Genomic DNA, 24,729 nt, shown 5'->3' on the forward strand with positions numbered 1-24,729 from the left:
CCTCTTCTAAAATAATTATAATTAGCATTTAATAAAGTTTACCAAAGAATTACGAAAAAATATAGAATAATCGCAAATTTCTTCACCATACATATAGAAAAAGAGGATTCGTTTCCAACCTGTAAGCTTCATTGAAAAACATAACTCCCATTAACACTGCTCCTGCTGCGCCTAACCCTACCCATACAGCATAGGCCGTTCCAAGCGGAATTGATATTGTTTTATTACGAAAAATCACGTTTGACGAAACGTGAACTAACGCTCTTATAGCTGTTAATTGCTTTTGATAAGTCGATACTTGGAACTGAACATTAGAAAACTTGGTATTCGCCAAGCCTTTAATGGCGAGTGCCTGAGTTGCACTTATGCAGTAGGAAAGTTTTATACTTTCCTATCTGCGAACAAAATATGAATGTAGTCGCCTTCATGGTTCCATTCTTCTACTGTACTTCCTATTAGAACGAGAAACTACTTGGATATTGATAGAATCTACCTACATTATCCATTATCCCTAAAATCTGCTACTATACTTAAATCCTTCAACCAAAAAAAGTTCACTAATCATTCACCAATCAACTAAATTTAAATGTTATACTATGGCTATATTTCTAGCACAAATTGTACCTTTATGAACTGGAGGGAATACGATGAAAACTAAATTCTGGTTACTGCCATTGATAGTGGCTTTAACTTTACTGTCTGCATGTGGGGATGAAGATAACACCGAAGGATCTTCTGAGGAAATAACGGAAGATGATCTAGATGTGCTTGAAGTAGAATTTGACGTCCCTGAAACTGCTGATGTAGATGAAACAATTGAGATGGAAGCATTCGTTACATATGGTGAAGAAGCTGTAGAAGATGCGGATGAGGTTGTTTTTGAAGTCTGGGAAGTAGGTAACGAAGAAGATAGTGAAATGATGGATAGTGAAAATCATGGAGACGGAACCTATACAGCTGAAACTGTATTCGAACAAGATGGTGTTTATGAAATGTATGCCCATACGACAGCAAGAACCATGCATACGATGCCGAAAAAATCAGTAACTGTTGGTGAAGGAGCACCCGTTGATCAAGAAAATGCAGATGGAGATGGAGATGCAGAGGAAAATGAGTTTCATGCAGATGGATTTGGAATGCATTTTGTCCAGCCTGATGAAGTGAACGCTGGCGAGGACACTGAATTGATCGTTTATTTACAAATGGATGAGGAAGAATTTGAAGGTGCGGATGTTCGTTATGAAATTTGGAATTACGAAGTATCAGATCAGCATGAATGGATTGATGCTGAAGAATCTGAAAGCGGAGAATATATAGCTACTCATGAATTTCCAGAGGATGGAACGTACTACATTCAAATTCACGTTGAAGATGATGACGGTTTACACGAACATGAGGAGCATGAAGTAATAATTAATGAATAGAACGAGATGCTGAATTTCTCGTATTGTCATAACTTGATCGTGAACGTTTAAGCCCTTGGTAACTCAATTGGAGTTGCCAAGGGCTTCTTTGTGTAGGATTGAACTAAAACATAGATGGTATTTCTGATAGCTGGTTTCCTACCTGCCTATAAACTCTACTTCCTTCATTCAATGATAATTTTACTTTCCGTTAACTACGATAAAAACACAAAATAGCACTTATTGTAATTTTATGTAAAAAAATGAAATATTTTTGTAATTTATCGTATCTTAATTGAAATGATTGTAGTATAATTTACCTAAAATGGGTATTAAATTTTGTTCGTCTAGTTATATTAGACTGGTCGAATACATAAAGTAAAACTTCATTCAGTAGGGTTCAACGCATAAATATTTTCAGTTGGCGAGCATTTATGCATAGTGCCATATTTAGTCGACCTGCCCGTTAAACTGCAATAAAAACTGAATTCTAAGCAAACAAAAGGGAGTGGATTTCGTGAAACTACGCGATATATTTTCAACCATTTATTCACATGAAAATTTTCCTGATACAGGTATAGAAGATATTTCTGTCGATACCAGAGATGTACCAAAAGGCTCATTATTTATTTTATTAGAAGGAGAGAATTTTGATCCACATACAAAGGTACAAGATATAGAAGATAATGTTTCTTTTTTTATCGCTGAAAAAGAAATAAATACGCAAAAACCATATATGATAGATCCAGATGTTAGGGAAAAGTTATCCCAGATTTTTTCTTCATTTTATGATCAGCCAGAAAGAAAAATGGAACACATTGGGATCACGGGAACGAACGGTAAAACCAGTGTGGGTAGTATCATTCAACACCTTTATAACGGTTATGTGAAAACCTCCTATATCGGTACCCTTGGAATACAAATAGACAAGGAGCCCGTAACATTTAGTTTGAACACACCTACCACACCGCAAGCGCCGGAGTTGTTTGGGATATTGAACTATTTCGTGGAAACTAATATTGATAAAAACATTATGGAAGTATCAAGCCACGCGCTACATCAAAAGCGAACAAAAGGAATTCCATTTAAATATAGTATATTCACAAATCTATCAACCGATCACTTGGACTACCATTACACAATGGAAAATTACTTACAGGCAAAAAAATTATTATTTGATGAACTTCCGATTGATAGTTATGCAATTATAAATAAGGATGATCCTTACGCAGATACAATAATAGAAAATTGTGATGCTAAAATTATAACGTATGGAATTGAAGCTAAAAGCGATTTCCAAGCAACTTCTATTCAAATTTCAGAAAACGGAACGGCATTTAGCGTTTTACATAATGATGAAGAATATCGATTTGAAACAAGCTTGATTGGTATGTTTAATATTTATAATTTAACTGCAGCAATTTCAACATGCTTACTCGAAGGTATGGACTACTTAACGATTAAGAATCAGGTAAAAACATTTAAGGGAGTGCCTGGCAGACTTGAAAAAGTTCTTACGGATGAAAGAAATATTTATGTCGATTATGCGCATTCACCAGATGGTTTAGAAAACGTGTTGGAAACATTGAACAAATTAAAAGGAAACAATAAGATTATCACTGTGTTCGGTTGTGGAGGAGACAGAGATACTGAAAAAAGACCTTTGATGGGGAAAATTGCTGAAGAACGAAGTGATGTGGTTATTGTAACATCAGATAATCCTCGTACTGAAAAAGAGGAATTAATCATGGAAGATATTAAATTCGGTATGGAAAAACAGCCTATTTCACTAACAAATAGAGAAGATGCTATCAAAAAAGCAATCGACATGTCCACCTCAGAAGATTTAATACTGATCGCAGGAAAAGGACATGAGAATTATCAAATCATTGGAAAAGAAAAAATAGAATTCGATGATAAATTAGTCAGCCTCGAGATTTTACAAAGTCGTAAAAGCCTAATTTCATCATAATAAACAGATAGTATCCTTAAGATTAAAGGGTACTATCTGTTTTTCCCCGCAATATCTATCAATCCCATTTAATTCTTCATCTTCGGATCCAGTGCATCCCTCAATCCATCACCTATTAAATTAAACCCTAAGACAACTAACATAATAGCTACACCAGGTACAATTAGCGTCCAAGGAGCCAACTGAATAAAATCACGTGAGTCTGCAAGCATTTTTCCCCATTCTGGAGTCGGTGCCTGTGCTCCCAGTCCAAGAAACCCTAAAGCCGCCGCTTCTAAAATAGCTGTTCCAAATCCAAGGGTTGATTGAACAATAATCGGGGCTGCGCTGTTTGGTAATATATGATGTAATAAAATTCGTCCATTCTTCATTCCCTGTGCTTTTGCTGCCATGATATATTCTTCCTCACGTAGGCTAATTACTTTCGAGCGAACTAGTCTACCGAAAATAGGAATATTTATTATGGCAATTGCAATTAATGCATTTTGCAAAGAAGCTCCTAAAATAGCTACAACTGCAATGGCTAATAGAATGCTTGGAAATGCAAGTAATATATCAAATATACGTGATATAATCATGTCAATCCAGCGGCCGAAATACCCGGCCACAATCCCCAATAACGTCCCAAAGACTAAAGCACCTGTTACAGCAAAAAAGCCTACTTGGAGAGAGACTCTTGCCCCATAAGCTATTCGTGTAAATATGTCTCGTCCAAGATCATCCGTTCCAAGCCAATGCTCAGCGGATGGTGACTGTAATCTATTAGCAAGCTCCTGATCCTCATATCCTGAAGAGGTTAGAAGCGGTGCAAATAACCCAAGACATATAAAAAAAACAATTATAATGACTCCCGCAAATGCAAAGCGATTTTTCCGTAACTGTTTCAATGTATCCTTCCAGGGAGAAATCGCTTCAATTTCTTCTGTATCCAATTGCTGACCACTTTTTGCAGGGTTTGCTACTTGCTGTTCTGATCGTTTTTCTTTTGTCTTCATCGAAACGTCCCCCCTTAATAGTTAATCCGTGGATCAATAAGTTTATAAAGTATATCAACAATTAAATTAATAAATACAAAAATAACCGCGATGACAAGAATACCTGACTGAATGACTGGATAATCCCGATAACTTATTGCTTCATAAACATACCTTCCGATACCAGGCCAACTAAAGATAGTCTCGGTTAGAATAGCGCCGCCCAAGAGTACGCCTGTTTGTAAGCCAATAACCGTTACAACTGGGATGGTAGCATTTTTTAATGCATGCTTGTAAATGATCATAAATTGACCCGACCCTTTTGCACGGACTGTTCGAATATAATCTGAATTCATCACCTCAAGCATACTGGAACGTGTCATTCTAGCGATAATTGCCATTGGAATCGTACCTAAAGCAATACTTGGTAAGACTAAATGCCTTAAACTCGTTATAACTCTGGAAAAATCCAGATGAATGAGTGAATCTAATACGTAAAAATACGTAATTGGGGCTATCGGGTCTCTACTATTTTCCCTTCCGTATGCTGGAAGCCAGCCAAGCTCCTGGGCAAAAACCCACTGTTCCATTAATGCTAACCAAAAAACCGGCATCGATACACCGACTAGTGCAAAAAACATTGCTAGAAAATCAAACCACGAATTTTGCTTCCATGCGCTTATAATCCCAGCATTAACACCGATAAAAACGGCAAATATAATAGCAAAAAAAGTTAACTCAAAGGTAGCAGCTATGTAGGGCCATATTTCACTGCTTATTTCTGATTTTGATCGTAGGGAAGTTCCTAAGTCCCCTTGAAGCAAATCCGTTACGTAAATACCATATTGAATAGGATAAGGCTCATTAATCCCCATCGTTTCTTCCAAGTCTTCGATGGCTTCTGCTGTTGCCGTTTCCCCTAATATTACCTGTGCTGGATTCCCTGGTATAAGATGTACGATAGAGAATGTGATTAATGTCATCCCAATTAAAACAGGAATGAGCATTAATAAACGGCGCATAATATAGGCAAACATCATTTCACCCCTATTCTATTTATAATCGAAGAAACAATAACTATAACTGGGTAGGCGTACAGAACTTGTCTTTCTTATTAGATAGAAATGGGGCAGTAGTAAGCAACTACTACCCCTTGAAATCTTAGTTCGTTAACTCTACTTCTGTTAATGGTTCACTTGTTGAAGGATGTGGTACATAATTTAATACATTACTAGAAGTTGCTAAAACAGGAGTAGAATGGACTAATGTCACCATTGGTGAATCTTCTGAAATTAGCGCCTGAGCTTCTTGATAAAATGCTGCGCGTTCATCTTGATCAACCGATCTTTTTGCTTCGTCTAACAAGTCATCCACTTCAGGATTCTCATAAAACTCTCTGTTACTACTACCTATATTATCTCCATGTAGTAAACTACTTAAGAAATAATCCGGATCTCCATTTGTTCCTGACCAACCAAGCATATACATTTCATGTTCCCCATCCATTGTCTTATCAAGATAAGGAGCCCATTCTTCTCGCACGATCGTTACATCAATTCCTATGTCTGCTAAATTATTTTGAACAATTTCAGCAGTTGTCTCTGGATCTGGCATATACGGTCTTGCTACAGGCATTGTCCAGAGTTCAATCTCTAGACCATCCTCGTAACCAGCTTCTGCCAGTAATTCCTCTGCTTTGTCGAGATCATATTCATAGGCTTCCACATCATCGTTATATCCCATATAACTAGGTGGAAGTGGATTTTTAGCAGTATTTGCGTACCCAGCATATAGTGCGTCAGCAATTGCTTGTTTATCAATTGCATAATTAATCGCATGACGCAAATCCGGATTATCTAATGGTTCTTTCTCAACATTAAAACCTAAATAGCCAATATTATTCTCTGCACGTGTAAACAATTCTAACCCTTCTTCGGATTCAATTCCTGCAGCATCATCTGGATTCAATCCATCCATGATATCTATCTCACCTGAACGAAGTGCAATCAAACGTGCCGCATTATCAGGTACCACTTCGAAGACTACTTGATCAAGATGTGGTAATCCATCAATACGATAATCCTCATTTTTTTCCAGAACAATCGAATCATCTTTGCTCCAGCTAACAAATTCAAACGGCCCAGTTCCTACCGGGTTTTCGTTAATTTCGGGTCCAAATTCTTCAAAAGCTGCCGGAGAAGTTATCCCAAAATAACTCATGCCCATATTTTGTAAGAAGAAACCTAATGGTTGTGATAAAACAAATTCTATTTCATGATCATTTACAACATTGATCTCATCAATTACGTGCCCATCATCTCCTTTGAAACCACCGAACATGGTTCCATACATGGAGTACACATAATTATCATCCGCAAATCCATATTCATGCTCCGGATCTGACCAACGTTCAAAGTTTGTTTTTACTGCATCGGCGTTAAAGTCCGTCCCATCGTGGAAAGTGACACCTTCCTCCAAATAGAACGTATAGTTTAAACCATCACCTGAAACATCCCAGTCATGCGCTAACCCTGGTTGCAGTTCAAATGAATCTTCTTCAAATTGTAGTAAACTTTCCAGTACTTGAACGGTCACACGAGATGACTCACCATCTGTCGTACTCGATGGGTCTAAACTTTCAGAATCACCGCCACGGGCAAATAATAGAACTTGGTCCCCGTCTGCTTCTGTGTCAGCTTCTGAATCTGCATCGTCATCACTTTCTTCAGCGTCACCCTCTTCTTCCACTCCATCCTCTTCCTCTGATGAAGCAGAATCTGCTCCACCATCTCCACTACATGCTGCAAGTACTAAAATAAAAGCAAGCATTAGAGCAAATAAAAATGAATACTTCAACTTCATGCCTTTTCCCCCTCTTTTTATAAAAATTGATAAATTCTATTGCACGTCACCATAAAGGTGGCATGCAACAAAATGATTATCCTCAATCTCTTCAAACTGTGGCCTGACCTGCTTACAAATATCCATTGCTTGTGGGCATCTTGTGTGAAATGCACAGCCAGCAGGTGGGTTCGCAGGACTTGGTACATCCCCCTTTAATATAACGCGGTCCCTGGGGACATCGGGATCTGGCGAAGGTACAGCCGATAAAAGAGCTTGTGTATATGGATGTTTCGGTTCATCATATAATTTATCTTTCGTTGTTAATTCAACCATCCTACCTAAATACATCACACCAACCCGATCACTTATGTGTTTCACCACACTAAGGTCATGCGCAATAAAAACATACGTCAAATTAAATTCATCTCGAAGCTCTTCCATCAAGTTCAATATTTGGGATTGAACAGATACATCTAAGGCAGAAACAGGTTCATCACAAATGATTAGTTTCGGATTATTCGCCAATGCCCGAGCAATGCCTATTCGCTGTCTTTGTCCCCCGCTGAATTGATGTGGATACCTAGAGGCGTGATAAGCACTTAAACCTACAATCTCCAATAATTCCTGAACACGCTCTTTTCGTTGTTCAGACGAAAGTTCACTGTGAATTAACAGTGGCTCATTAATTATTTTTTCAACCGTATGCCTCGGGTTCAGGGAAGCATACGGATCCTGGAATATAATCTGCATATCACGTCTTAACTGTCGCATTTCTTCAGGGTTTAAATTGGTTATGTTTCGATCCTCGAACCTTACTTCTCCTTCAGTTGGCTCCATTAGGCGCAGAATTGATTTACCTGCTGTAGATTTTCCACAGCCTGATTCTCCTACTATTCCAAGGATTTCTCCTTCCATGACCGCGAATGAAACACCATCCACTGCTTTTACTTCCCCTACTTTCCTCCCAAAAACGCCACCATTTATATCGAAATATTTTTTTAAGCCTTTAACTTCTAATAGTGGATTCGGCATTTTCTGCCTCAGCTCCTTCCTTTCCGCCCTTCTCATCGTATAAGAAGCAACGACTTACGCGATTATTTCCTAGGGAATAAAGCTTTGGACTTTCCCCGAAACAACGATCAAAAGCAAACTCACAGCGAGGTGCAAAATGGCAGCCAATCCGTTCCATCTTGGGCTTAGGTACAGTACCTGGAATCGAATAAAGTTTTTGCTCCCTTTCGTGAATTTTAGGCAAGGAACGAATTAGGCCCTTGGAGTACGGATGCTTTGGATCTTTTAAAATTTCTCTCATTGTACCTTCTTCCACAACCTGACCAGAATACATGACCGTAACTCGATCACAAATTTCCGCAACAACCCCTAAATCATGAGTGATTAATAAAATAGCAGTATCTTTTTCTTTATTTAAACTTCGCATTAAATCCAATATTTGTGCTTGAATGGTGACATCCAATGCTGTCGTTGGCTCATCAGCAATTAATAATTCTGGATCACAGGACATCGACATCGCAATCATCACACGCTGTCTCATTCCACCGGATAATTGATGTGGATATTCGTCGATAATAGCTTCTGGTCGTGGTATTTCCACTAGCTTTAACATATCGATTGATTTACGACGCGCTTCTTTCTTACTCATTTTTTGATGAAGACGAATTGCTTCTCCCATCTGATTGCCTATCGTAAATAATGGGTCCAAAGAGGTCATTGGTTCTTGAAAAATCATGGATATCTCGTTTCCACGTATTTTCTTCATACGAGCTTCCGTTGCATGAGCGAGATTTTCTCCTTTAAAATTAATTTCACCATTAACAATTCTACCTGGTGGACGAGGTACCAAATGCATAATAGATAAAGATGTTACACTTTTCCCACACCCTGACTCACCAACTATACCAACCACTTCACCTTTATGTACGTTTATACTAACACCATCTACAGCAGGGATTTCACCAGCATCTGTAAAAAAATGTGTATGCAAATCGTTTAATTCCAGAACGACGTCTGAATGTGACATGATCCTGTCCTCCTTTATGCAAGCGTTTTCTAAAAACGTAAATTATATTAAGTTTTTCTACTAGTACTTTTGATGCCAATATTGAGAATTTTATAATTAATATGTTACTAATATACTTAATAGTACCTAATATTGCAAGTATATTTTTAAAGTGTAGAGTACATTCCATTTTTTTACGTTTCGTTTTTTCCCTAAATAGTTCTTTTAAATCATGACTGTTTTATAAACCGCCTAACCAAAAATTCTAGCATCTTTTTACAAATAAATAGAATTAGATTATACTATTTTTAACCAATAAGATAGAAAGAGGCATATTATGGATACTGATGAGGATTTGCTTAGAGAGAAAGATCTTGTGTTGATAGGGTTTATGGGTGTTGGTAAAACGACGATTGGTAGAGCATTGGCCAACAAATTACAATGGGATTTTATAGACATAGACGAAGAAATTGAAAAAACATACAGCATGCCAACTTCTCAAATATTCCAAACGATAGGAGAGGATGCCTTTCGCGCCAAAGAAAAAGATATGATTAAAAATTACACAGGCATTGAAAAACTAAAAATCATTTCTGTTGGCGGTGGAGCTTTTTTACAAGATGAAACGAAGAAACTCTGTTTATCGGAATGTATTGTGATCTTCCTGGATATCTCATGGGAGGTATGGCAAGATAGAATTAGTTTACTAGTCGATAGTAGGCCGGTGTTACAAGGAAAAACCATTGATGAAATGGAGAAGCTATTTTATGATAGGCAATCTACTTACAAGGATCACCATTTCAGGGTGAAAACCGATGATTATTCAATTGATGAAACGGCTGACTTCATTGTTGACTCTATCCTAAAGAAGTAGTGTCTGTACATAAGAAAAGACAAGGGGAAATGTTGCTAGCGCCCTTGTCTTTTCTATGCAATGAAGTGCGCCCAGAGGGATTCGAACCCCCGACACTTGGTACCGGAAACCAAAGCTCTATCCAACTGAGCTATGGGCGCATGAGATTTATTCGTTAGAAAACTTGCATTCACGCATTAGTCGAAATGCCCTAGTTGCACTTATGCAGTAAGAAAAGTATACTTTTCTTCTGCCAAAAATTATTATAACCCTTCACCCTCATATATACAAGTTAGAAAACTTGACATTTGTTAAAGAGATTCTTTAAAAGCATTCTTTGCTTTGTTAGGCAGCGATTTCTTACTGCCAAAAAATAGTCAACCAGGTTTATTTTAGTGATAGAAGGGTATGATGGAAAGTGTGATTTATACTAAAATATTTGTTGAACGTTTTTGTTTGACCTTCATTGACCATTTAGTTATCATGAAAATAGATTGTTTACCAGATAAGGGAGGATTTTTTACATGAATTTAATACCTACAGTTATTGAACAAACCAACCGAGGAGAACGCGCATATGATATTTACTCACGATTATTAAAAGATCGTATTATTATGCTTGGAAGTGGAATCGATGATAATGTTGCGAACTCAATCGTAGCACAATTGCTTTTCCTTGAGGCTGACGATCCAGATAAGGATATTTCACTTTATATCAACTCACCAGGAGGATCCATCACGGCTGGTATGGCAATATTTGATACGATGCAATTCATTAAACCTAATGTATCAACAATCTGTACTGGAATGGCAGCATCAATGGGCGCATTCCTGTTAGCTGCAGGTGAAAAAGGAAAACGTTACGCACTTCCAAATAGTGAAGTAATGATTCACCAACCATTAGGCGGTACACAGGGTCAGGCAACGGATATCGAAATCCATGCAAAACGTATCGTTGAAATGAAAAGAAAAATGAATGTGATTCTTGCTGAGCGTACCGGGCAACCAATGGAAGTAGTTGAACGTGATACGGAACGTGATAACTTTATGACTGCTGAAAAATCAGTTGAGTATGGTTTGATTGATAAGATCTTAGAACGTAATAATACCGAAAAATAAAGTAAAAACTCCCTTTCATCGTATATGAAAGGGAATTTTCTATTATGAACTGGATACAAAGGTAATTAAATGATTTAATGCTTCTTCTTCATCATGGCCTTCAGCAATGATTGTAATCGTCTCTCTCCTCGTTACAGCTAAGCTCATTAGTCCCATAATGCTTTTCGCATTGACTCTTTTTCCCTCTTTTTCAAGAAAAAGATCTGCTGCGTACCGGTTTGCTTCTTGAACAAATAACGCTGCCGGTCTTGCTTGCAAGCCTGTATCCAATTCTACTTTGATAGATTTCTCAACCATGTTGTCATCTCCTCTAAGTTCGTAACCGTTATCATCAATAATCAATTCTAATCAGCAGTCCCTCGTGGCACGGACACGATAGACTGCTGATCTAATAGGTAGCACCGTTTAAATTATCATTATTTACCACTATTATATCATAACAAGGCATAGGAATTCTATTTTCCTTCTTATAACAACTGCCCTTGCTTAATTTTATTTGCAAATTCATCGATCTTCTTTAATCGGTGATTAACACCGGATTTTGAGATTTTCCCGCTTGATACGTGTTCCCCTAATTCCTTTAATGACAATTCCTGATGCTGCACACGTAACGTCGCAATTTCCTGTAGTTTTTCTGGTAATTGATCAATTCCTACCGTATTTTCAATTAACTTGATATTTTCAATTTGCCGAAATGCTGCACCAATTGTTTTATTTAAGTTTGCTGTCTCACAATTTACCAGGCGATTCACCGAATTACGCATATCACGAATGATGCGGACATCCTCAAATTTAAACAATGCATTATGTGCTCCGATTATATTTAAGAACTCTGTCATCTTCTCAGCTTCCTTAATGTAAACAATATAGCCATTTTTTCGTTCCAATGTCCGTGCTCGAAGATCAAACTCGTTTATCAATTCACATAAGGAATCATTATGCTCTTTATGAAAATTAAAGATCTCTAAATGATAAGATGATGTTTCAGGATTGTTTATCGATCCACCTGCAAGAAACGCTCCACGCAAATAGGATCTTCTTAACTCATGCCCTTCTATGTACTTTTTTGATATGGACCGTACTAGTGTATATGGATCTCGCAATATATCCATTTCCGATAAAAGAATCCGTACATCTTCCTTCAATCGCACAATATAGACATTATTCTTTTTTAGTTTCATTTTTTTACGTACTAATAATTCAACAGGAATTTTATAAATGGATTTAATTAACGTATAGATTCTACGGGCGATTGCAGCATTTTCAGTTTGTACATCAAGCACATAGTCATCTCTTGAAACAGAGACAGCTCCATTCATTCGAATTAATGCCGCAAGCTCTGATTCTATACAGGCCTTATCGCCTAATTCCATGCCTGTTAATTCTTTCTTTATTTCAGATGCAAAGGACAATTTGATCCCTCCCTTGTTGCGATGTTAAAGCAGCTTTTATTCTGTTTCTATAATGGAGTAAAGTAATTTAGAAATTTTTGTAGTATCGTGCCTTAAGGTCGGTTTTGAATGGTCAATAATATCTCCTTCGATTATCTGCAACCCCATCTCGAGTAGACGATCCGTATCATAAACGACTGGTTCAGCATTTTCTTCTGCATAGACAGCACGGACTGTTTTTTCAATTGGTTCGTTATGCACAACGATCGAATTCACACTTCCTTTTCCAACGTGGTTGATGATTGCTTGGACATGCTCGGAAGCTGTATAACTTGTTGTTTCACCAGCCTGAGTCATGACATTACAGACATAAACTACTTTCCCTTTGGTGTTTCTGATTGCTTCGTCCATTTGTGGCATGATCATGGCTGGTAGGATACTGGTATACAAACTTCCTGGTGCAATCACAACTAAATCAGCTTTTTCGATTGCCCGAACTGCATTAGGCAATGGATTAATTGGCTGTGGGCTAAGGAATACCTTTTCTATTTGTTTATTCGAAAGAGGAATATTGGATTCACCAGATATAATGGTCCCATCCACCATTTGTGCATGTAAGGCCATATTTTCATTCGATATGGGGTATATTTTTCCTTTTACATTTAATACGCGGGATATCTCTTTAATACCTGTATTAAAATTACCAGTAACAGACGTCATGGCAGCTAATAATAAATTACCCATTGAATGGCCGGATAAACCATTACCTACTGCAAATCGGTGCTGAAAAAGTTCAAGTAACATTGGTTCAGCATCAGACAGCGCAGCTATTACATTACGTATATCGCCTGGCGCCGGAATTTCCATTTCTTCCCGTAGTCTTCCTGTACTCCCACCGTCATCAGCTACCGTTACAAGTGCTGTTAAGTGAATGGGCAGTTCTTTTAATCCGCGTAAAAGAACAGGCATACCAGTCCCCCCACCTATCACAACGACTCGTGGATGATTAACTTGACTCATAGCTAATGTCCCTTTCTTTTATCTATATCACGATGGCTAACATGTGTTATATAATTAGAAGATAGTTCTTTTGTGAAGTGTTCTGCCAGTGTTACAGATCGATGCTGTCCTCCTGTGCATCCTATAGCAACCACAAGCTGTGACTTTCCTTCTTTTTTATATTGCGGAAGCATAAACTGTAGTAGATCAAGCACTTTTTCAATGAATTTCTGTGTATCCGCCCACTTAAAAACATAGGACGAAACCTCAGTATTCAATCCTGTTAGAGACTTCATATGTGGGACATAATGCGGATTTGGTAAAAACCTAACATCAAATACTAAATCAGCATCGATTGGCAAGCCGTATTTAAACCCAAATGAAACCATGTGAACAGAAAATGTTTCTTGTTTTTCCTCTGTATATTTTTCAACTATTTTTTCTCGTAATTCTTTCGGCTTTAAATTAGTCGTATCAATAATACGTTGGGATCTTCCTCTTAATTCATCCAAAATTTCACGTTCCTGTTGAATTCCATTTAAAGGTAAACCCTCCACTGCTAATGGATGCGAACGCCTTGTTTCCTTATATCTGCTCACAAGTGATTCATCCTTCGCATCAAGAAAAAGGATATGCTCTTGAAGCCAGTCTTCTTCCCCTAAGACATCTAACGCCTCAAATAATGAATCAAAGAATTCACGCCCACGTAAATCCATTACAAGTGCAACTTTTCGAATATTGTTTGTCGAGTCTTTCATTAGTTCGAGAAATTTTGGCAGCAGGGTCGGTGGTAAATTATCCACACAATAATACCCTAAATCCTCGAAGCTTTGAACCGCGACCGTTTTTCCGGCCCCAGACATCCCAGTGATAATGACTAATTTTGTTTCCTGTTCTCCATTTCTCATCTAAAAATCTCCTTTTACCAACCCATTAAAGTGTCGAAGCATCCAAACGCAAATCAAGCAGTTCGTAATCTTCTGTATATGAAAAGGTACCATACAACTGTTTTTCGGAAGAGGACAGAACATGTTCAAAAATTTTCCGATCGCCCTCTGCCATTGGTAGACTTTTTATATGATCAAGCTGTACCCATTCTAATTCACCTTCTGCGCAATGCTCAATTAAGTCTCCATCATAAGAATGACAAACAAACGTAAACATCATCCATTCTTGAATAAAGCTACCTGAGCTAAATATGGAGAATGTAAATGTCCCCATTAATTCAGGCTGATGAATATTCAAGGCTGTCTCTTCTCTATACTCTCTCACTACCGATTCTTTTATGGATTCCCCTCGTTCCATCTTTCCACCTGGAATCGCATACCAGCCACGGCGTGGTTTTTTTAATAATAATATATGATCGTTATCTATTACTATGCAGTTAGTCACTCGCTGCATGACAAACTCACCTCGTTTATATATGAAACTCCATCCATGAAGTTCTAATTCCATTGAACGGTCGTTTAGATTCAATAAACCTTACTTCCATTATACTATGAAAAAATTAAAAGCAACAAGGATACGATTTAAGAGGTTGTTCAAAAGTCCGCTAAAAATTTACACGTCTAGGGGAGCTTCTGCTAAAATCGCCCACGTCCTGTGGGCAACGCAGAAGTCAGCACAACACGCGAGAAGCTCGTTGGCTTGTTTCTCCGCTCCTTGGAAAAGAAACACACTTTTCCTGCGTGCTAGAGCGTTTGCTCATGTATCTAAAAGCATACATTCCGCTGCTAGAAACTAACGCCGCCTCGAACTTTCGACGCACAGGACGTGCTAGTGTCGGCGTTGCAGGCAGGACGCCTGCGACTTTAGCCGACGCGGTCCTTTTAATCCTCCATTTTGAACACGCACTTTAGGAAGACCTAGCCATCCGACAAGTTTGGACAAGATGGGTGAAGGAAGCAAAAAAAATGCACAGGCGCTATAACCTGTGCAAAAAACTAATTTATTTATTAAAAGGGGGTCAATTAGTTACTAACATTGTACCCCATAATTATTGCATGCGTGTTACAACAGCGTTAAAAAGCAGTTACTTTTTTATTTTTAACATTATGCATTTGCAGCTTTTAATTCCTCCAATAAATCTTCCGTGTACTTAATAGCTGCTTCGCCTGCTATACTTCCGTCACCTGTTGCTGTCACAATTTGTCGAAGGGTTTTCGCACGAATATCTCCGGCTGCGAATACGCCAGGTACACTTGTTTCCATGTGTTCATTTGTTGGAATATAGCCTTCTTCATCTGTGATACCAAGTGATTTGAAAGGCTCACTTAATGGAACCATGCCTATATAAACAAATACTCCATCAATATCATAATCGTATTCTTCTTTCGTTTTCACATTTTGAAGGGAAACACTACTGACTTTTCCGTCTGGGCCATTGATTTTCTGGGCCACAGTATCCCAAATAAAGTCAATCTTATCATTATCAAATGCACGATCTTGGATGATCTTTTGCGCACGCAATTCATCACGACGGTGAACAACTGTTACTTTTTCTGCAAACCGTGTTAAATAAATGCCTTCTTCTACTGCAGAATCTCCCCCACCGATCACGACAAGATTTCTGTTTTTGAAAAATGCGCCATCACACACCGCGCAATAGGAAACACCACGACCGCCTAACTCTTCTTCACCCGTAATGCCCAGTTTCTTAAATTGTGCACCTGTTGTAATGATGAGTGTTCTCGTTTTATATTCCTTCTTGCCAGCAATAATTGTTTTATATTCCCCATGATCAATAACTTCTTTTATATCGCCATAAGCATATTCGGCTCCAAATTTCTTTGAATGGTCGAACATTTTATTCGATAAATCAGGTCCTAAAATATGGTCAAAGCCAGGAAAGTTCTCCACATCTTCCGTATTTGCTACCTGACCACCTGGAATCCCACGTTCAATCATTAATGTGTCTAAGTTAGCACGTGATGCATAAAGTGCTGCAGTCATCCCTGCTGGTCCTGCACCAGCAATAATGACATCAAACATACGATCTTCGGACATATATATCGCCCCTTTTTTTTCAATAATAATTAAGCCATATATAGCTTATTAAAACAACAGCGATTCGTCTATTATTTTGCTCATTTACGAACGCAACGGGAATTCTTCATTGGCTAATTGTGAGTGTTTTTTACTACCCTCTTCCCATAAAGCAAGCGCAGCATCCTGTTTTCCTACATGATAGGACGCGATGCTATACCATCTATAATAGGAAACATGATTATTCACCGAACTTTTTATAAGTGAACGAAAGCGGTTATACGCATCCTGATAGTATCCTGTTCTGGCCAATGTAACTGCTATACGTAGTTTTTGCTGTTCATGAATAGGATATACGTTTAGTAATGCCTGAATATTTCTTTCGTATGCTTGTTTTTGATTTAATTCATAATAAAAGAGTGCTAAATTTGTATGACTGTATAAGGAAGTAGGATCTTCTTCTAAGATATCTTGTTCCATTTGAATGGCATCGTCCTTATGACCAAAATAAAATAACGCTTTTGCATAGTCATGTTTTGCAAGCTTATGATCCGGAAATAACGTCATCATTTCTTCAATAAGCGGAAGTGCCTTTTCCCATTGTCTATTTTCCATATGGTAAAAGACCGTCTCTTGATAGATAAGAAGTTCATCTTCTTCCTCAAGGTCCCAATTATTATCTTCCTCATCGTCCTCTTCATCAATGTCAATGAGATGAAGTAAACGTTTGGCTTCTTCTGTAAAATCACCGTTAGGCTCTTTATCAATATATGAATTAGCGTATTTTTTTGCATCATTTAAGAGACCTAAATGGGCATAATTATTTGCTATCAAGTAGTAACAATCGACATAATCCGTTGATTGCAGTACTTCTGTCAACAATTGATTTGCTTTATGAAACGAACCGATTTCTGTATATATAATGGACATTTGACATTGATACAAGGCCTCTTCTGGTTTAGCCTCAATCGCTTTTTTAATCCATTTGATAGAGATGTCAAATTTTCTTTTCTGAAAAGCTTCTACACCTTTTGTGAAATAAAAATCGCCTTCAGGAATAAACGGGACAATATTATTCTGTTTTCCATCAGTTTTATCTTTCACTTGCTGCATAAGTCTGTCCCCCTATAATTCATTGCATACCGCTTCAAAGTATATCATATTTATAAGGGGAATAATACGTTAGGTTTCGGACAAAATAAACAATTGCATAAAAACAAGGGCTCTTTTCGTAAGTATTGGGACTGCGCTTACTCGTCCCACCGAAGACAATTGTTACTTTTAAACCTTCGTAGTTGATATAAAAGACGACGCAGTGAAAAATCTTTTGCAAACGCTGTTGAGAGCAGGGAGTCGCTGCGGAAACACATTTCGCTTTCCGCGGGCGGATGGTGAGCCTCCTCGTGCTAACGCACTCCGGGGTCTCACCGAAGCCTTTCCTCCCGCCGGAGTCTTCATGTGTTTCCTTCGCTGGGTGTTCCGGTTACTGCCGCTAAATTGCATTAGTAATCAATAGTCAAAACATCCAACCGCCTCACCAGTTCGGGTGAGCGAAGGGCGGTGACTCCAGCGGGAACAAGGGTTTTCGGTGGGGCGAGTAACTGCAGTCCCAATCTTTTAGAAAACAGCCAAAACAAACTAACCTTTATCACCATTTTACGGGCAAGTAAGTTTTGCTTCATTTCTTCTATTATTCTTCTGGTGTTACGGCATCATGCATTAATTGTTCCAATTCGTTCCTATAGTTGGCTTTTTGTTCATCCGTCCAATTTAATTTTTTTGCCATATAATTGGTTACATTTTCTTTATGAGCGTTAACCCACTCTATTTCAAAAAACAAAGCTCCTGTACGGCGGACAAAGAAATCAGCCGGTTTATATGCTGATTCGTATTCCATTGCGTAGTCAAGCTCTGCAACAACAATCGGGTCTATCCCTGCTGTTTCTGCTTCTTCCTGTTTATTTTGATAGATCTCAAACACGATCGTACTATTCGCTCCATATAAGTTGATAAGTTTCAGCACCATATCTTCTTCTAGCCCAATCGCGATCCCTTCGGCTACTTGCTGTTTTTTAAATTGTTCAAACCCTGCTGCTCCACCTACTTCGCCTCCAGAAATCGGTAAATGCTTCGTTTGTGAATCGGTGTAAAGGATTTGTTCTTCCTCTTTGAATTGTTTAGCCACAGCATCAACTATTTCCTTCGCCATTTTCCGGTAGCCTGTCAACTTTCCACCAGCCATCGAGATCAACCCTGAATCAGATACAAAAATCTCATCTTTTCGTGATATTTCTCCTGGTTTATTTGTTTTTTCTTCGGCAATTAACGGACGTAAACCTGCCCAACTTGATTCTACATGATGGGCTTGCATGTCTAGTGATGGGAACATATAATTGATAGAATCCAGTATATAATCTCGATCTTTCATTGTCATTTTTGGATTAGCAATATCTCCCTCATAAGCGGTATCTGTTGTACCTACATATGTTTTTTTGCCACGCGGTATTGCAAAGATCATTCGTCCATCCTGTGTATCAAAGTAAATAGCCTGTTGTAGTGGAAAGGTTTCATTTGAAAAGACTAAATGAGCTCCCTTCGTCAATACTAGTGATTTTCCTTGTTTAGACCCATCAATTTCTCTTAATTCATCAACCCAAGGTCCTGCTGCATTAATAATTTTCTTAGCATACACATGACGTGTATCCCCATTTACTTCATCTTTTACCACTACACCTATAACTTTATTTGATTCATCATAAATGAAATCAATTATTTTCGCATAATTGATAGCATTGGCGCCTTTTTCTACCGCTTTCTTTAACACTTCAATGGTTAAGCGAGCATCATCTGTTTTATATTCCACATAAAATCCTGCACCCCTAAGGTCTTCTTTTTTTATAAGTGGTTCCTTTTCCAACGCTTCTTCCGGCTTGAACATGGTGCGACGTTCGCTTTTCTTAACCCCTGCCAGAAGATCATAAACACGCAATCCTATATTCGTCATCAAGGGACCGAATGTTCCTCCTTTATGAAATGGGAGCATCATCCATTCCGGTGTGGTTACATGTGGACCATTTTCATACACAATTGCACGTTCCTTGCCCACATCCGCAACCATTTTTACCTCAAACTGCTTTAAGTAGCGTAATCCCCCATGTACAAGCTTCGTTGAACGACTCGATGTTCCAGCAGCAAAGTCCTGCATGTCAATTACTGCCGTGCTCATTCCCCGCATTGCAGCATCCAAGGAAATTCCCGCACCTGTTATACCACCACCGATGACGAGTATATCCAATTTTTCGTTTTCCAGTTTGTTAAACCTATTAACTCGATTATAGCTTGAAAAGATAGACATGATTATGACACTCCTATTCCTTGTTTTTCTATACCTATATTTACCCTGATCGTACTGAACTCATGTGTTTACAACGATTGGAAAAACCTGTTCAAAACAAAAAACCGCAAAATAGACTAATGCTTTTTGACATTAGCTATTTGCGGTTTCTCCACTTCTCCATCCGAAACATATTAACTTACCTTTAGTATAGCATAGCTTTACTTCTTTCGTATAGTACAAGGACTTCTTAATTCCATAATTCAGTTTTTGATGTCGAAACAGCAACGGCACCAGCATCCAGTGCAGCTTTTACCTGCATATCGTTTTTTATTAATCCTCCAGCTATGATTGGTATATTCGTTGATTGAAAAACTTCCTCAATAATACTTGGGATCAGACCAGGAAGCACCTCTACACAATCTGGTTGTAAGCGTTCGACCAATTTCAAATTATTATCGAGCGCTTTACTATCAAGTAAAAACAGGCGCTGAATAGCTATTAGGTGATGTTTTTTCGCTAAACTAATCACATTCCCGCGCGTCGAGAGAAGGCCGTCCGGTTTCACCTCCCGAATTAAATATTCCATCCCATATTCATCCGATTTCAATCCTTGTATGAGATCAGCGTGAATAAAGACTCTTTTATTCGCTCGCTTTGCATAATGAACGAGGTTTTTCAATTGGGAAAGGCGTGTTTCCAGAAGAACAATCGTTGCTTGAGAGGTTTCCAATGCCTTATCAAAATCTTTCATATTCCGTACTGCTGGTAATACCCCTGATTCAATCTCCATCTATCTCACCTACTTATTCCGAGAAATCAGATTTACGTTTCTCCATTTCATCTTTTGTATAAATAACTTTCATCGGGTTTCCCCCAGCAAAAGATCCGGCTGGGACATGCTTATGCACCAATGTCCCTGCCGATACAATTGCCCTGTCACCAATTGTAACGCCAGGTAATATTGTCGAATTTGCGCCAATTAACACTTCATCGCCAATACGAACGTCGCCGATTCGGTACTCTTCAATCAAATACTCATGTGCTAATAAGGTCGTATTATAACCAATAACACTATTTCGACCAACCGTTATTTTTTCTGGAAACATGATGTCAGGCATAACCATTAAAGCAAAGGCTGTTTTATCGCCTATCTTCATACGTAAAAACGTTCGATATAGCCAATTTTTCATACGTAAAAAAGGGACGTATCTTCCAAGTTGTATGACAATAAAATTTTTAACCACTTTCCAGAAAGGTACTGTTTTATAAATTTGCCAAAGTGAATTAGCATTTTCTACCTGGAATCGTTTCGTATTCCGCATTTTCTACACCTCTATGATTTTTAACAAATCATGCATTTCTTCCAGCATATAAGTAGGGTCATATTCTAGAAGTCGTTCCTTCCCTTTCTGCGACCACGCTACACCAGCGGTTTGTACATGAGCGTTTTGACCTGCTTCAATATCATGATGATTATCACCAACCATTAACGTGGTGGCTGGATCAGCTTGTAAATCTTCCAACGCTTTCCAAATAGGCTCGGGATGTGGTTTGGCTTGTGTCACATCATCCAGCGTAATCACGGATTCAAAGAAGGTATCCAGTTCGGTCAAAGCTAGTCCCATCTTTACTGCTTCACTCATCTTTGTTGAAACAATTCCAAGCTTTATCCCCTTGCTTTTCAATTGATAGATTGTGTCCGTCACTTGTGGAAATGCTGTAACGTACTTGTCATGATTTGCATGATTATGCTCCCGATACGTTGCTATCATATTCTCCGCACGGACCGGATCTATTTTTTTCAAGGTTTCAATCAAAGGGGGGCCATTAAACTCGGCTAGTTCTTCCCTTGTAAAAGATAAATTATATTGTTTAAATGTATGATCAAAGGATGCGAATATTAATTCATTGGTATCAATTAACGTGCCATCAAGATCAAAGAGTATTGTATGAATGTTCATTTACTGCTTCCTTTCTTTTTTTCATATCGCTTCGCTTCCAAATAAATGCTACAGCCATGGTCAATACAATAGCCGTTACCAGCCGAATGAGCAGCAATGGCCATACCGGAATCCCGAGAGGAATAAAAATTAGTGTATCCTCAACGACAGCGTGACAGGCTACAAGAAAGATCATCGCTAGATACATATCCCTTTTAGACACACCATCTTCTTCCACTGCCTGGATCATTAATCCTGCTCCATAAGCCAACCCTATCGTTAATCCTGCTACAAGTGTCATGGATGTATTTTTTTCCATTCCAAGCATTTTTGTAAATGGAGCTAGTTTATTTGAGAAGACAGTCAGCCAGCCTTTTTCGCGCAAGAATTGCATGATCACCATCAACGGAATAACAATTGCTGCTAACTGCACCACGGCAATTCCTGCAGTTTGCAGACCTAACAACGTAATTTCTCCCCAGCCTGTTGCTGTAGCTTCCGTGCTTGAAATAAAACCGTATTGTGCAGGTTCAGCTCCACCGTTCCACATCAGATTAATCATTATTCCTGAAAATAACGCCAGACCAATACGAACACCTATAATGAGCCACAAATTCACTCCCACTTTCGAAGCAACCGCTGACTCAATAAATAAATTATGCGAAAAAGAAAGCATTACAGCTAATATAAATACCTCTTTCACACTAAATTCAAAGGATACGATTGCAGCAATTCCTGCATATAAATTAAGTGTATTACCCAACACCAGTGGAACAGCTGCTTCACCTGACAACCCTAATAACCCCATCACGGGTGTTAATTTTTCTATAATCCATGGCAGGACTGGTGTATATTGTAAAATGGTTACAATTAATGTGATCGGGAAAATGATTTTTCCTAATGCCCAAGTTGTGCTTAAGCCCTGTTGTAACCCGCGATACATAATTGCAGACATACTCCATAACCTCTTTTCTTTCATTCAACGCTATTATTTTTTCTTTTTGCGTTTCTTTTTCTTGTTCTTATTCCCCTTCTTCTTTTCAGGTACCTTCACATGATTGTAACGTTTAGTTCCAGTCGAGTTACGGCGATAAATAATCAAAATGAGTGAAGCTACGATTAAGACAATCGAAACAACCTGTGCAGTGCGTAATTCCCCAAATAGATACAAACTATCTGTACGCATCCCCTCAATGAAGAACCGACCAATCGAATATGTAATCGCATAGCTTAACAAAATTTCTCCACGTAATGGATTGTATCTTCGTAACACCAACAGAAAAACAAATACGACTATATTCCAAAACGATTCATATAAAAACGTCGGATGATACATAACGCCATCTATGGTCATTTGATTCATAATAAAGTCGGGAAGGTACTGGTGAAAGCTTTGATAAGTTGATTCAGCAATCGGTCCACCATGTGCCTCCTGATTCATAAAATTGCCCCAACGTCCAATCGCCTGCGCAAGTATCAGGCCAGGAACGGTAACATCGGCTAACTGCCAGAATGATTCTTTCTTTACACGTGCAAAAACAATCATTGTAAGAATAGCCCCAATTAATGCACCATGTATGGCAAGGCCACCTTCCCACACAGCAAAAACAGTCCACCATGGGCTATCTGCATAACGCTCCCATTCAAAGATCACATAGTACATACGTGCAAATAAAATCGCAATTGGAATTGCAAAAACAACTAAATCAATTATTATATCCTTTTTCAAACCCAGGCGATCGGCTTCTTTTGTTGCTACGTACAAACCTAAAAATGCGCCAAGGGCTATAATGACACCATACCAGTGAATAGATATAGGGCCTAGTTCAAGAAACACAGGATCCAACGCAGTTGCAACGTTTGGCATTTACATCACTCCTATTCAAACTTATCTTTTTCTTCTCTCTCTATCATTGTCGTTAATTGATCGGAAAACTCCTGTGCAGTATTCACACCCATCCGTTTTAACCGGAAGTTCATTGCAGCAACCTCTATAATAACGGCAAGATTTCTACCAGGTCGTACAGGAATCGTTGCTTTAGGTAAGTGTACATCCATGATCTTCATCGTTTCTTCTTCTAAGCCTAAACGGTCATACTGTTTTTTCTGATCCCATAACTCTAAATTTACAATCAACGAGATTTTTTTATAGCTTCTAACGGCTCCCGCGCCGAATAATGTCATGACATTAATAATGCCTAACCCGCGTATTTCCAGTAAATGTTCGATCAGTGGGGGAGAATTCCCGATCAAGGTATCATAATCTTCCTGACGAATTTCCACATTATCATCAGCTACTAACCTGTGTCCTCGTTTGACCAGCTCTAATGCAGTCTCACTTTTACCAACACCACTTTGTCCAGAAATAAGAACACCAACACCGTTAATATCGACAAGTACACCATGAATGGCTGTAGTTGGAGCAAATGCGGTTTCTAGATAATTGGTTAGTCTACTAATAACACGAGTCGTTTGTCGTGGTGATTTCAAAATTGGCACTCCTGATTCATTTGCTGCTTCTATCATAACTGCTGGAATGTCCATCCCCCTCGATACTACAATCCCAGGAGTTACATCTGTACACAGCTTTTCTACCCGATCCTTCTTCTGTTCCTCTGTAAGTTCCAGATAATATGCCATTTCGGTTTTACCTATTAATTGTAAACGTTCTCGCGGATAATATCTAAAATATCCCGTCATCTCAATGCCTGGCCTTGATATATCACTCGTAATTATTTCTCTATGTATACCGTCATCACCGGCCACAAGAGTAAGATTAAAATTTTCAAGTAAGTCTTTGATTTGAACCTTTGGCATGGTAACACCTCCTATTAGAAAACTTGACTTATCGCCAAGCTTTAAATGACGATAGCCTTATGCAGTATTAACTGCTAAA

24 protein-coding genes, 1 tRNA gene and 1 pseudogene are annotated in these 24,729 nt (G+C 38.4%); 4 read left to right on the plus strand and 22 right to left on the minus strand.

The genetic code is table 11. From position 1 onward, the window contains the following. Nucleotides 1-82: 82 nt before the first annotated feature. Together OLD84_RS13000 and OLD84_RS19570 are read right to left on the minus strand one after the other, a co-directional pair. The gene (locus OLD84_RS13000; RefSeq protein WP_264917203.1) at nucleotides 83-238 is read right to left on the minus strand and encodes an SMR family transporter; all 156 of its coding nucleotides are present in this window, start codon (nucleotides 236-238) and stop codon (nucleotides 83-85) included. Continuing rightward, a pseudogene (locus tag OLD84_RS19570) lies at nucleotides 231-308 on the minus strand (IS200/IS605 family transposase); the annotation flags it as partial. The gene OLD84_RS13000 and the pseudogene OLD84_RS19570, both read right to left, overlap by 8 nt. Nucleotides 309-647: 339 nt before the next feature. Between OLD84_RS19570 and OLD84_RS13005 the strand changes: the two are divergent. Beyond that, nucleotides 648-1,424, plus strand: a complete 777-nt coding sequence (locus OLD84_RS13005) for a FixH family protein (protein WP_209462627.1) — start codon at nucleotides 648-650, stop codon at nucleotides 1,422-1,424. A gap of 496 nt (nucleotides 1,425-1,920) precedes the next feature. Beyond that, complete coding sequence (locus OLD84_RS13010; RefSeq protein WP_209462626.1) at nucleotides 1,921-3,375, plus strand: UDP-N-acetylmuramoyl-L-alanyl-D-glutamate--2,6-diaminopimelate ligase; 1,455 nt, start codon at nucleotides 1,921-1,923, stop codon at nucleotides 3,373-3,375. A 68-nt stretch (nucleotides 3,376-3,443) separates the two neighbouring features. Here the strand turns inward: OLD84_RS13010 and OLD84_RS13015 are convergent, their stop codons facing one another. The 5 genes from OLD84_RS13015 to OLD84_RS13035 all read right to left on the minus strand — a co-directional run bounded on the left by OLD84_RS13015 (nucleotide 3,444) and on the right by OLD84_RS13035 (nucleotide 9,231). Further along, entirely contained in the window at nucleotides 3,444-4,370 is a 927-nt protein-coding gene (locus tag OLD84_RS13015) for an ABC transporter permease (protein WP_209462625.1), read from the minus strand. 14 nt (nucleotides 4,371-4,384) lie between these two features. Continuing rightward, a complete protein-coding gene (locus tag OLD84_RS13020) occupies nucleotides 4,385-5,386 on the minus strand; it encodes an ABC transporter permease (protein ID WP_209462750.1) in 1,002 nt (333 codons plus the stop codon). 124 nt (nucleotides 5,387-5,510) lie between these two features. Next, a complete protein-coding gene (locus tag OLD84_RS13025; protein ID WP_209462624.1) occupies nucleotides 5,511-7,211 on the minus strand; it encodes an ABC transporter substrate-binding protein in 1,701 nt (566 codons plus the stop codon). Nucleotides 7,212-7,247: 36 nt separating this feature from the next. Further along, nucleotides 7,248-8,225: an ABC transporter ATP-binding protein gene (locus tag OLD84_RS13030; protein ID WP_209462623.1), complete on the minus strand. Its 978-nt coding sequence runs from the start codon at nucleotides 8,223-8,225 to the stop codon at nucleotides 7,248-7,250. Continuing rightward, the gene (locus OLD84_RS13035; protein WP_209462622.1) at nucleotides 8,200-9,231 is read right to left on the minus strand and encodes an ABC transporter ATP-binding protein; all 1,032 of its coding nucleotides are present in this window, start codon (nucleotides 9,229-9,231) and stop codon (nucleotides 8,200-8,202) included. Before OLD84_RS13035 ends, OLD84_RS13030 begins: the two co-directional genes overlap by 26 nt. A 316-nt stretch (nucleotides 9,232-9,547) precedes the next feature. Here OLD84_RS13035 and OLD84_RS13040 point away from each other — a divergent pair, with 316 nt between their 5' ends. Further along, nucleotides 9,548-10,084: a shikimate kinase gene (locus OLD84_RS13040; protein WP_209462621.1), complete on the plus strand. Its 537-nt coding sequence runs from the start codon at nucleotides 9,548-9,550 to the stop codon at nucleotides 10,082-10,084. Nucleotides 10,085-10,150: 66 nt separating this feature from the next. Here the strand turns inward: OLD84_RS13040 and OLD84_RS13045 are convergent. Beyond that, a tRNA-Arg gene (locus OLD84_RS13045) sits at nucleotides 10,151-10,224 on the minus strand. A gap of 363 nt (nucleotides 10,225-10,587) precedes the next feature. On the opposite strand from OLD84_RS13045, the gene clpP reads away from it, so the two are divergent. Further along, a complete protein-coding gene (gene clpP, locus OLD84_RS13050) occupies nucleotides 10,588-11,181 on the plus strand; it encodes an ATP-dependent Clp endopeptidase proteolytic subunit ClpP (protein WP_209462620.1) in 594 nt (197 codons plus the stop codon). A 42-nt stretch (nucleotides 11,182-11,223) separates the two neighbouring features. On the opposite strand, the gene OLD84_RS13055 is transcribed toward clpP, so the two are convergent. The 14 genes from OLD84_RS13055 to hprK form a co-directional block, all read right to left on the minus strand. After that, the gene (locus tag OLD84_RS13055; protein ID WP_209462619.1) at nucleotides 11,224-11,478 is read right to left on the minus strand and encodes an HPr family phosphocarrier protein; all 255 of its coding nucleotides are present in this window, start codon (nucleotides 11,476-11,478) and stop codon (nucleotides 11,224-11,226) included. Nucleotides 11,479-11,648: 170 nt separating this feature from the next. Beyond that, nucleotides 11,649-12,593, minus strand: a complete 945-nt coding sequence (gene whiA / locus OLD84_RS13060; protein WP_209462618.1) for a DNA-binding protein WhiA — start codon at nucleotides 12,591-12,593, stop codon at nucleotides 11,649-11,651. 36 nt (nucleotides 12,594-12,629) lie between these two features. Then, nucleotides 12,630-13,592, minus strand: coding sequence for a gluconeogenesis factor YvcK family protein (locus OLD84_RS13065; RefSeq protein ID WP_209462617.1), 963 nt, complete (start codon nucleotides 13,590-13,592; stop codon nucleotides 12,630-12,632). A 2-nt stretch (nucleotides 13,593-13,594) separates the two neighbouring features. Next, nucleotides 13,595-14,479: an RNase adapter RapZ gene (gene rapZ, locus OLD84_RS13070; RefSeq protein WP_209462616.1), complete on the minus strand. Its 885-nt coding sequence runs from the start codon at nucleotides 14,477-14,479 to the stop codon at nucleotides 13,595-13,597. Nucleotides 14,480-14,504: 25 nt separating this feature from the next. Next, complete coding sequence (locus tag OLD84_RS13075; protein ID WP_209462749.1) at nucleotides 14,505-14,972, minus strand: 8-oxo-dGTP diphosphatase; 468 nt, start codon at nucleotides 14,970-14,972, stop codon at nucleotides 14,505-14,507. A 651-nt stretch (nucleotides 14,973-15,623) separates the two neighbouring features. Further along, nucleotides 15,624-16,577, minus strand: a complete 954-nt coding sequence (trxB, locus tag OLD84_RS13080; protein WP_209462615.1) for a thioredoxin-disulfide reductase — start codon at nucleotides 16,575-16,577, stop codon at nucleotides 15,624-15,626. Between the two features lie 84 nt (nucleotides 16,578-16,661). Then, nucleotides 16,662-17,669, minus strand: a complete 1,008-nt coding sequence (locus OLD84_RS13085; protein ID WP_209462614.1) for a tetratricopeptide repeat protein — start codon at nucleotides 17,667-17,669, stop codon at nucleotides 16,662-16,664. Nucleotides 17,670-18,246: 577 nt separating this feature from the next. Beyond that, nucleotides 18,247-19,911, minus strand: coding sequence for a glycerol-3-phosphate dehydrogenase/oxidase (locus tag OLD84_RS13090; RefSeq protein ID WP_209462613.1), 1,665 nt, complete (start codon nucleotides 19,909-19,911; stop codon nucleotides 18,247-18,249). Between the two features lie 229 nt (nucleotides 19,912-20,140). Then, nucleotides 20,141-20,683, minus strand: a complete 543-nt coding sequence (locus OLD84_RS13095; RefSeq protein WP_209462612.1) for a glycerol-3-phosphate responsive antiterminator — start codon at nucleotides 20,681-20,683, stop codon at nucleotides 20,141-20,143. Between the two features lie 13 nt (nucleotides 20,684-20,696). Continuing rightward, nucleotides 20,697-21,215 (minus strand): acyltransferase, encoded by a 519-nt coding sequence (locus tag OLD84_RS13100; RefSeq protein WP_209462611.1) that lies wholly within the window; start codon nucleotides 21,213-21,215, stop codon nucleotides 20,697-20,699. Nucleotides 21,216-21,218: 3 nt separating this feature from the next. Then, nucleotides 21,219-21,854: a pyrophosphatase PpaX gene (ppaX, locus tag OLD84_RS13105; protein ID WP_209462610.1), complete on the minus strand. Its 636-nt coding sequence runs from the start codon at nucleotides 21,852-21,854 to the stop codon at nucleotides 21,219-21,221. Next, a complete protein-coding gene (locus OLD84_RS13110) occupies nucleotides 21,829-22,788 on the minus strand; it encodes a nucleoside recognition domain-containing protein (RefSeq protein ID WP_209462609.1) in 960 nt (319 codons plus the stop codon). Before OLD84_RS13110 ends, ppaX begins: the two co-directional genes overlap by 26 nt. 33 nt (nucleotides 22,789-22,821) lie before the next feature. Next, a complete protein-coding gene (lgt, locus tag OLD84_RS13115; RefSeq protein WP_209462608.1) occupies nucleotides 22,822-23,700 on the minus strand; it encodes a prolipoprotein diacylglyceryl transferase in 879 nt (292 codons plus the stop codon). A gap of 11 nt (nucleotides 23,701-23,711) precedes the next feature. Continuing rightward, entirely contained in the window at nucleotides 23,712-24,650 is a 939-nt protein-coding gene (gene hprK, locus OLD84_RS13120) for an HPr(Ser) kinase/phosphatase (RefSeq protein ID WP_209462607.1), read from the minus strand. Nucleotides 24,651-24,729: the final 79 nt, after the last annotated feature.

This window comes from Virgibacillus natechei (genome assembly GCF_026013645.1).
GTDB lineage: Bacteria > Bacillota > Bacilli > Bacillales > Amphibacillaceae > Virgibacillus_L > Virgibacillus_L natechei.

Coding starts and splice junctions, on each gene's coding strand:
- OLD84_RS13005 (WP_209462627.1), top strand. CDS start 648: ATGAAAACTAAATTCTGGTTACTGCCATTGATAGTGGCTTTAACTTTA.
- OLD84_RS13015 (WP_209462625.1), bottom strand. CDS start 4,370: ATGAAGACAAAAGAAAAACGATCAGAACAGCAAGTAGCAAACCCTGCA.
- OLD84_RS13020 (WP_209462750.1), bottom strand. CDS start 5,386: ATGTTTGCCTATATTATGCGCCGTTTATTAATGCTCATTCCTGTTTTA.
- OLD84_RS13025 (WP_209462624.1), bottom strand. CDS start 7,211: ATGAAGTTGAAGTATTCATTTTTATTTGCTCTAATGCTTGCTTTTATT.
- OLD84_RS13030 (WP_209462623.1), bottom strand. CDS start 8,225: ATGCCGAATCCACTATTAGAAGTTAAAGGCTTAAAAAAATATTTCGAT.
- OLD84_RS13035 (WP_209462622.1), bottom strand. CDS start 9,231: ATGTCACATTCAGACGTCGTTCTGGAATTAAACGATTTGCATACACAT.
- OLD84_RS13040 (WP_209462621.1), top strand. CDS start 9,548: ATGGATACTGATGAGGATTTGCTTAGAGAGAAAGATCTTGTGTTGATA.
- clpP (WP_209462620.1), top strand. CDS start 10,588: ATGAATTTAATACCTACAGTTATTGAACAAACCAACCGAGGAGAACGC.
- OLD84_RS13055 (WP_209462619.1), bottom strand. CDS start 11,478: ATGGTTGAGAAATCTATCAAAGTAGAATTGGATACAGGCTTGCAAGCA.
- OLD84_RS13065 (WP_209462617.1), bottom strand. CDS start 13,592: ATGAGTCAAGTTAATCATCCACGAGTCGTTGTGATAGGTGGGGGGACT.
- rapZ (WP_209462616.1), bottom strand. CDS start 14,479: ATGAGAAATGGAGAACAGGAAACAAAATTAGTCATTATCACTGGGATG.
- OLD84_RS13075 (WP_209462749.1), bottom strand. CDS start 14,972: ATGCAGCGAGTGACTAACTGCATAGTAATAGATAACGATCATATATTA.
- trxB (WP_209462615.1), bottom strand. CDS start 16,577: ATGTCCGAAGATCGTATGTTTGATGTCATTATTGCTGGTGCAGGACCA.
- OLD84_RS13085 (WP_209462614.1), bottom strand. CDS start 17,669: ATGCAGCAAGTGAAAGATAAAACTGATGGAAAACAGAATAATATTGTC.
- OLD84_RS13090 (WP_209462613.1), bottom strand. CDS start 19,911: ATGTCTATCTTTTCAAGCTATAATCGAGTTAATAGGTTTAACAAACTG.
- OLD84_RS13095 (WP_209462612.1), bottom strand. CDS start 20,683: ATGGAGATTGAATCAGGGGTATTACCAGCAGTACGGAATATGAAAGAT.
- OLD84_RS13100 (WP_209462611.1), bottom strand. CDS start 21,215: ATGCGGAATACGAAACGATTCCAGGTAGAAAATGCTAATTCACTTTGG.
- ppaX (WP_209462610.1), bottom strand. CDS start 21,854: ATGAACATTCATACAATACTCTTTGATCTTGATGGCACGTTAATTGAT.
- OLD84_RS13110 (WP_209462609.1), bottom strand. CDS start 22,788: ATGTCTGCAATTATGTATCGCGGGTTACAACAGGGCTTAAGCACAACT.
- lgt (WP_209462608.1), bottom strand. CDS start 23,700: ATGCCAAACGTTGCAACTGCGTTGGATCCTGTGTTTCTTGAACTAGGC.
- hprK (WP_209462607.1), bottom strand. CDS start 24,650: ATGCCAAAGGTTCAAATCAAAGACTTACTTGAAAATTTTAATCTTACT.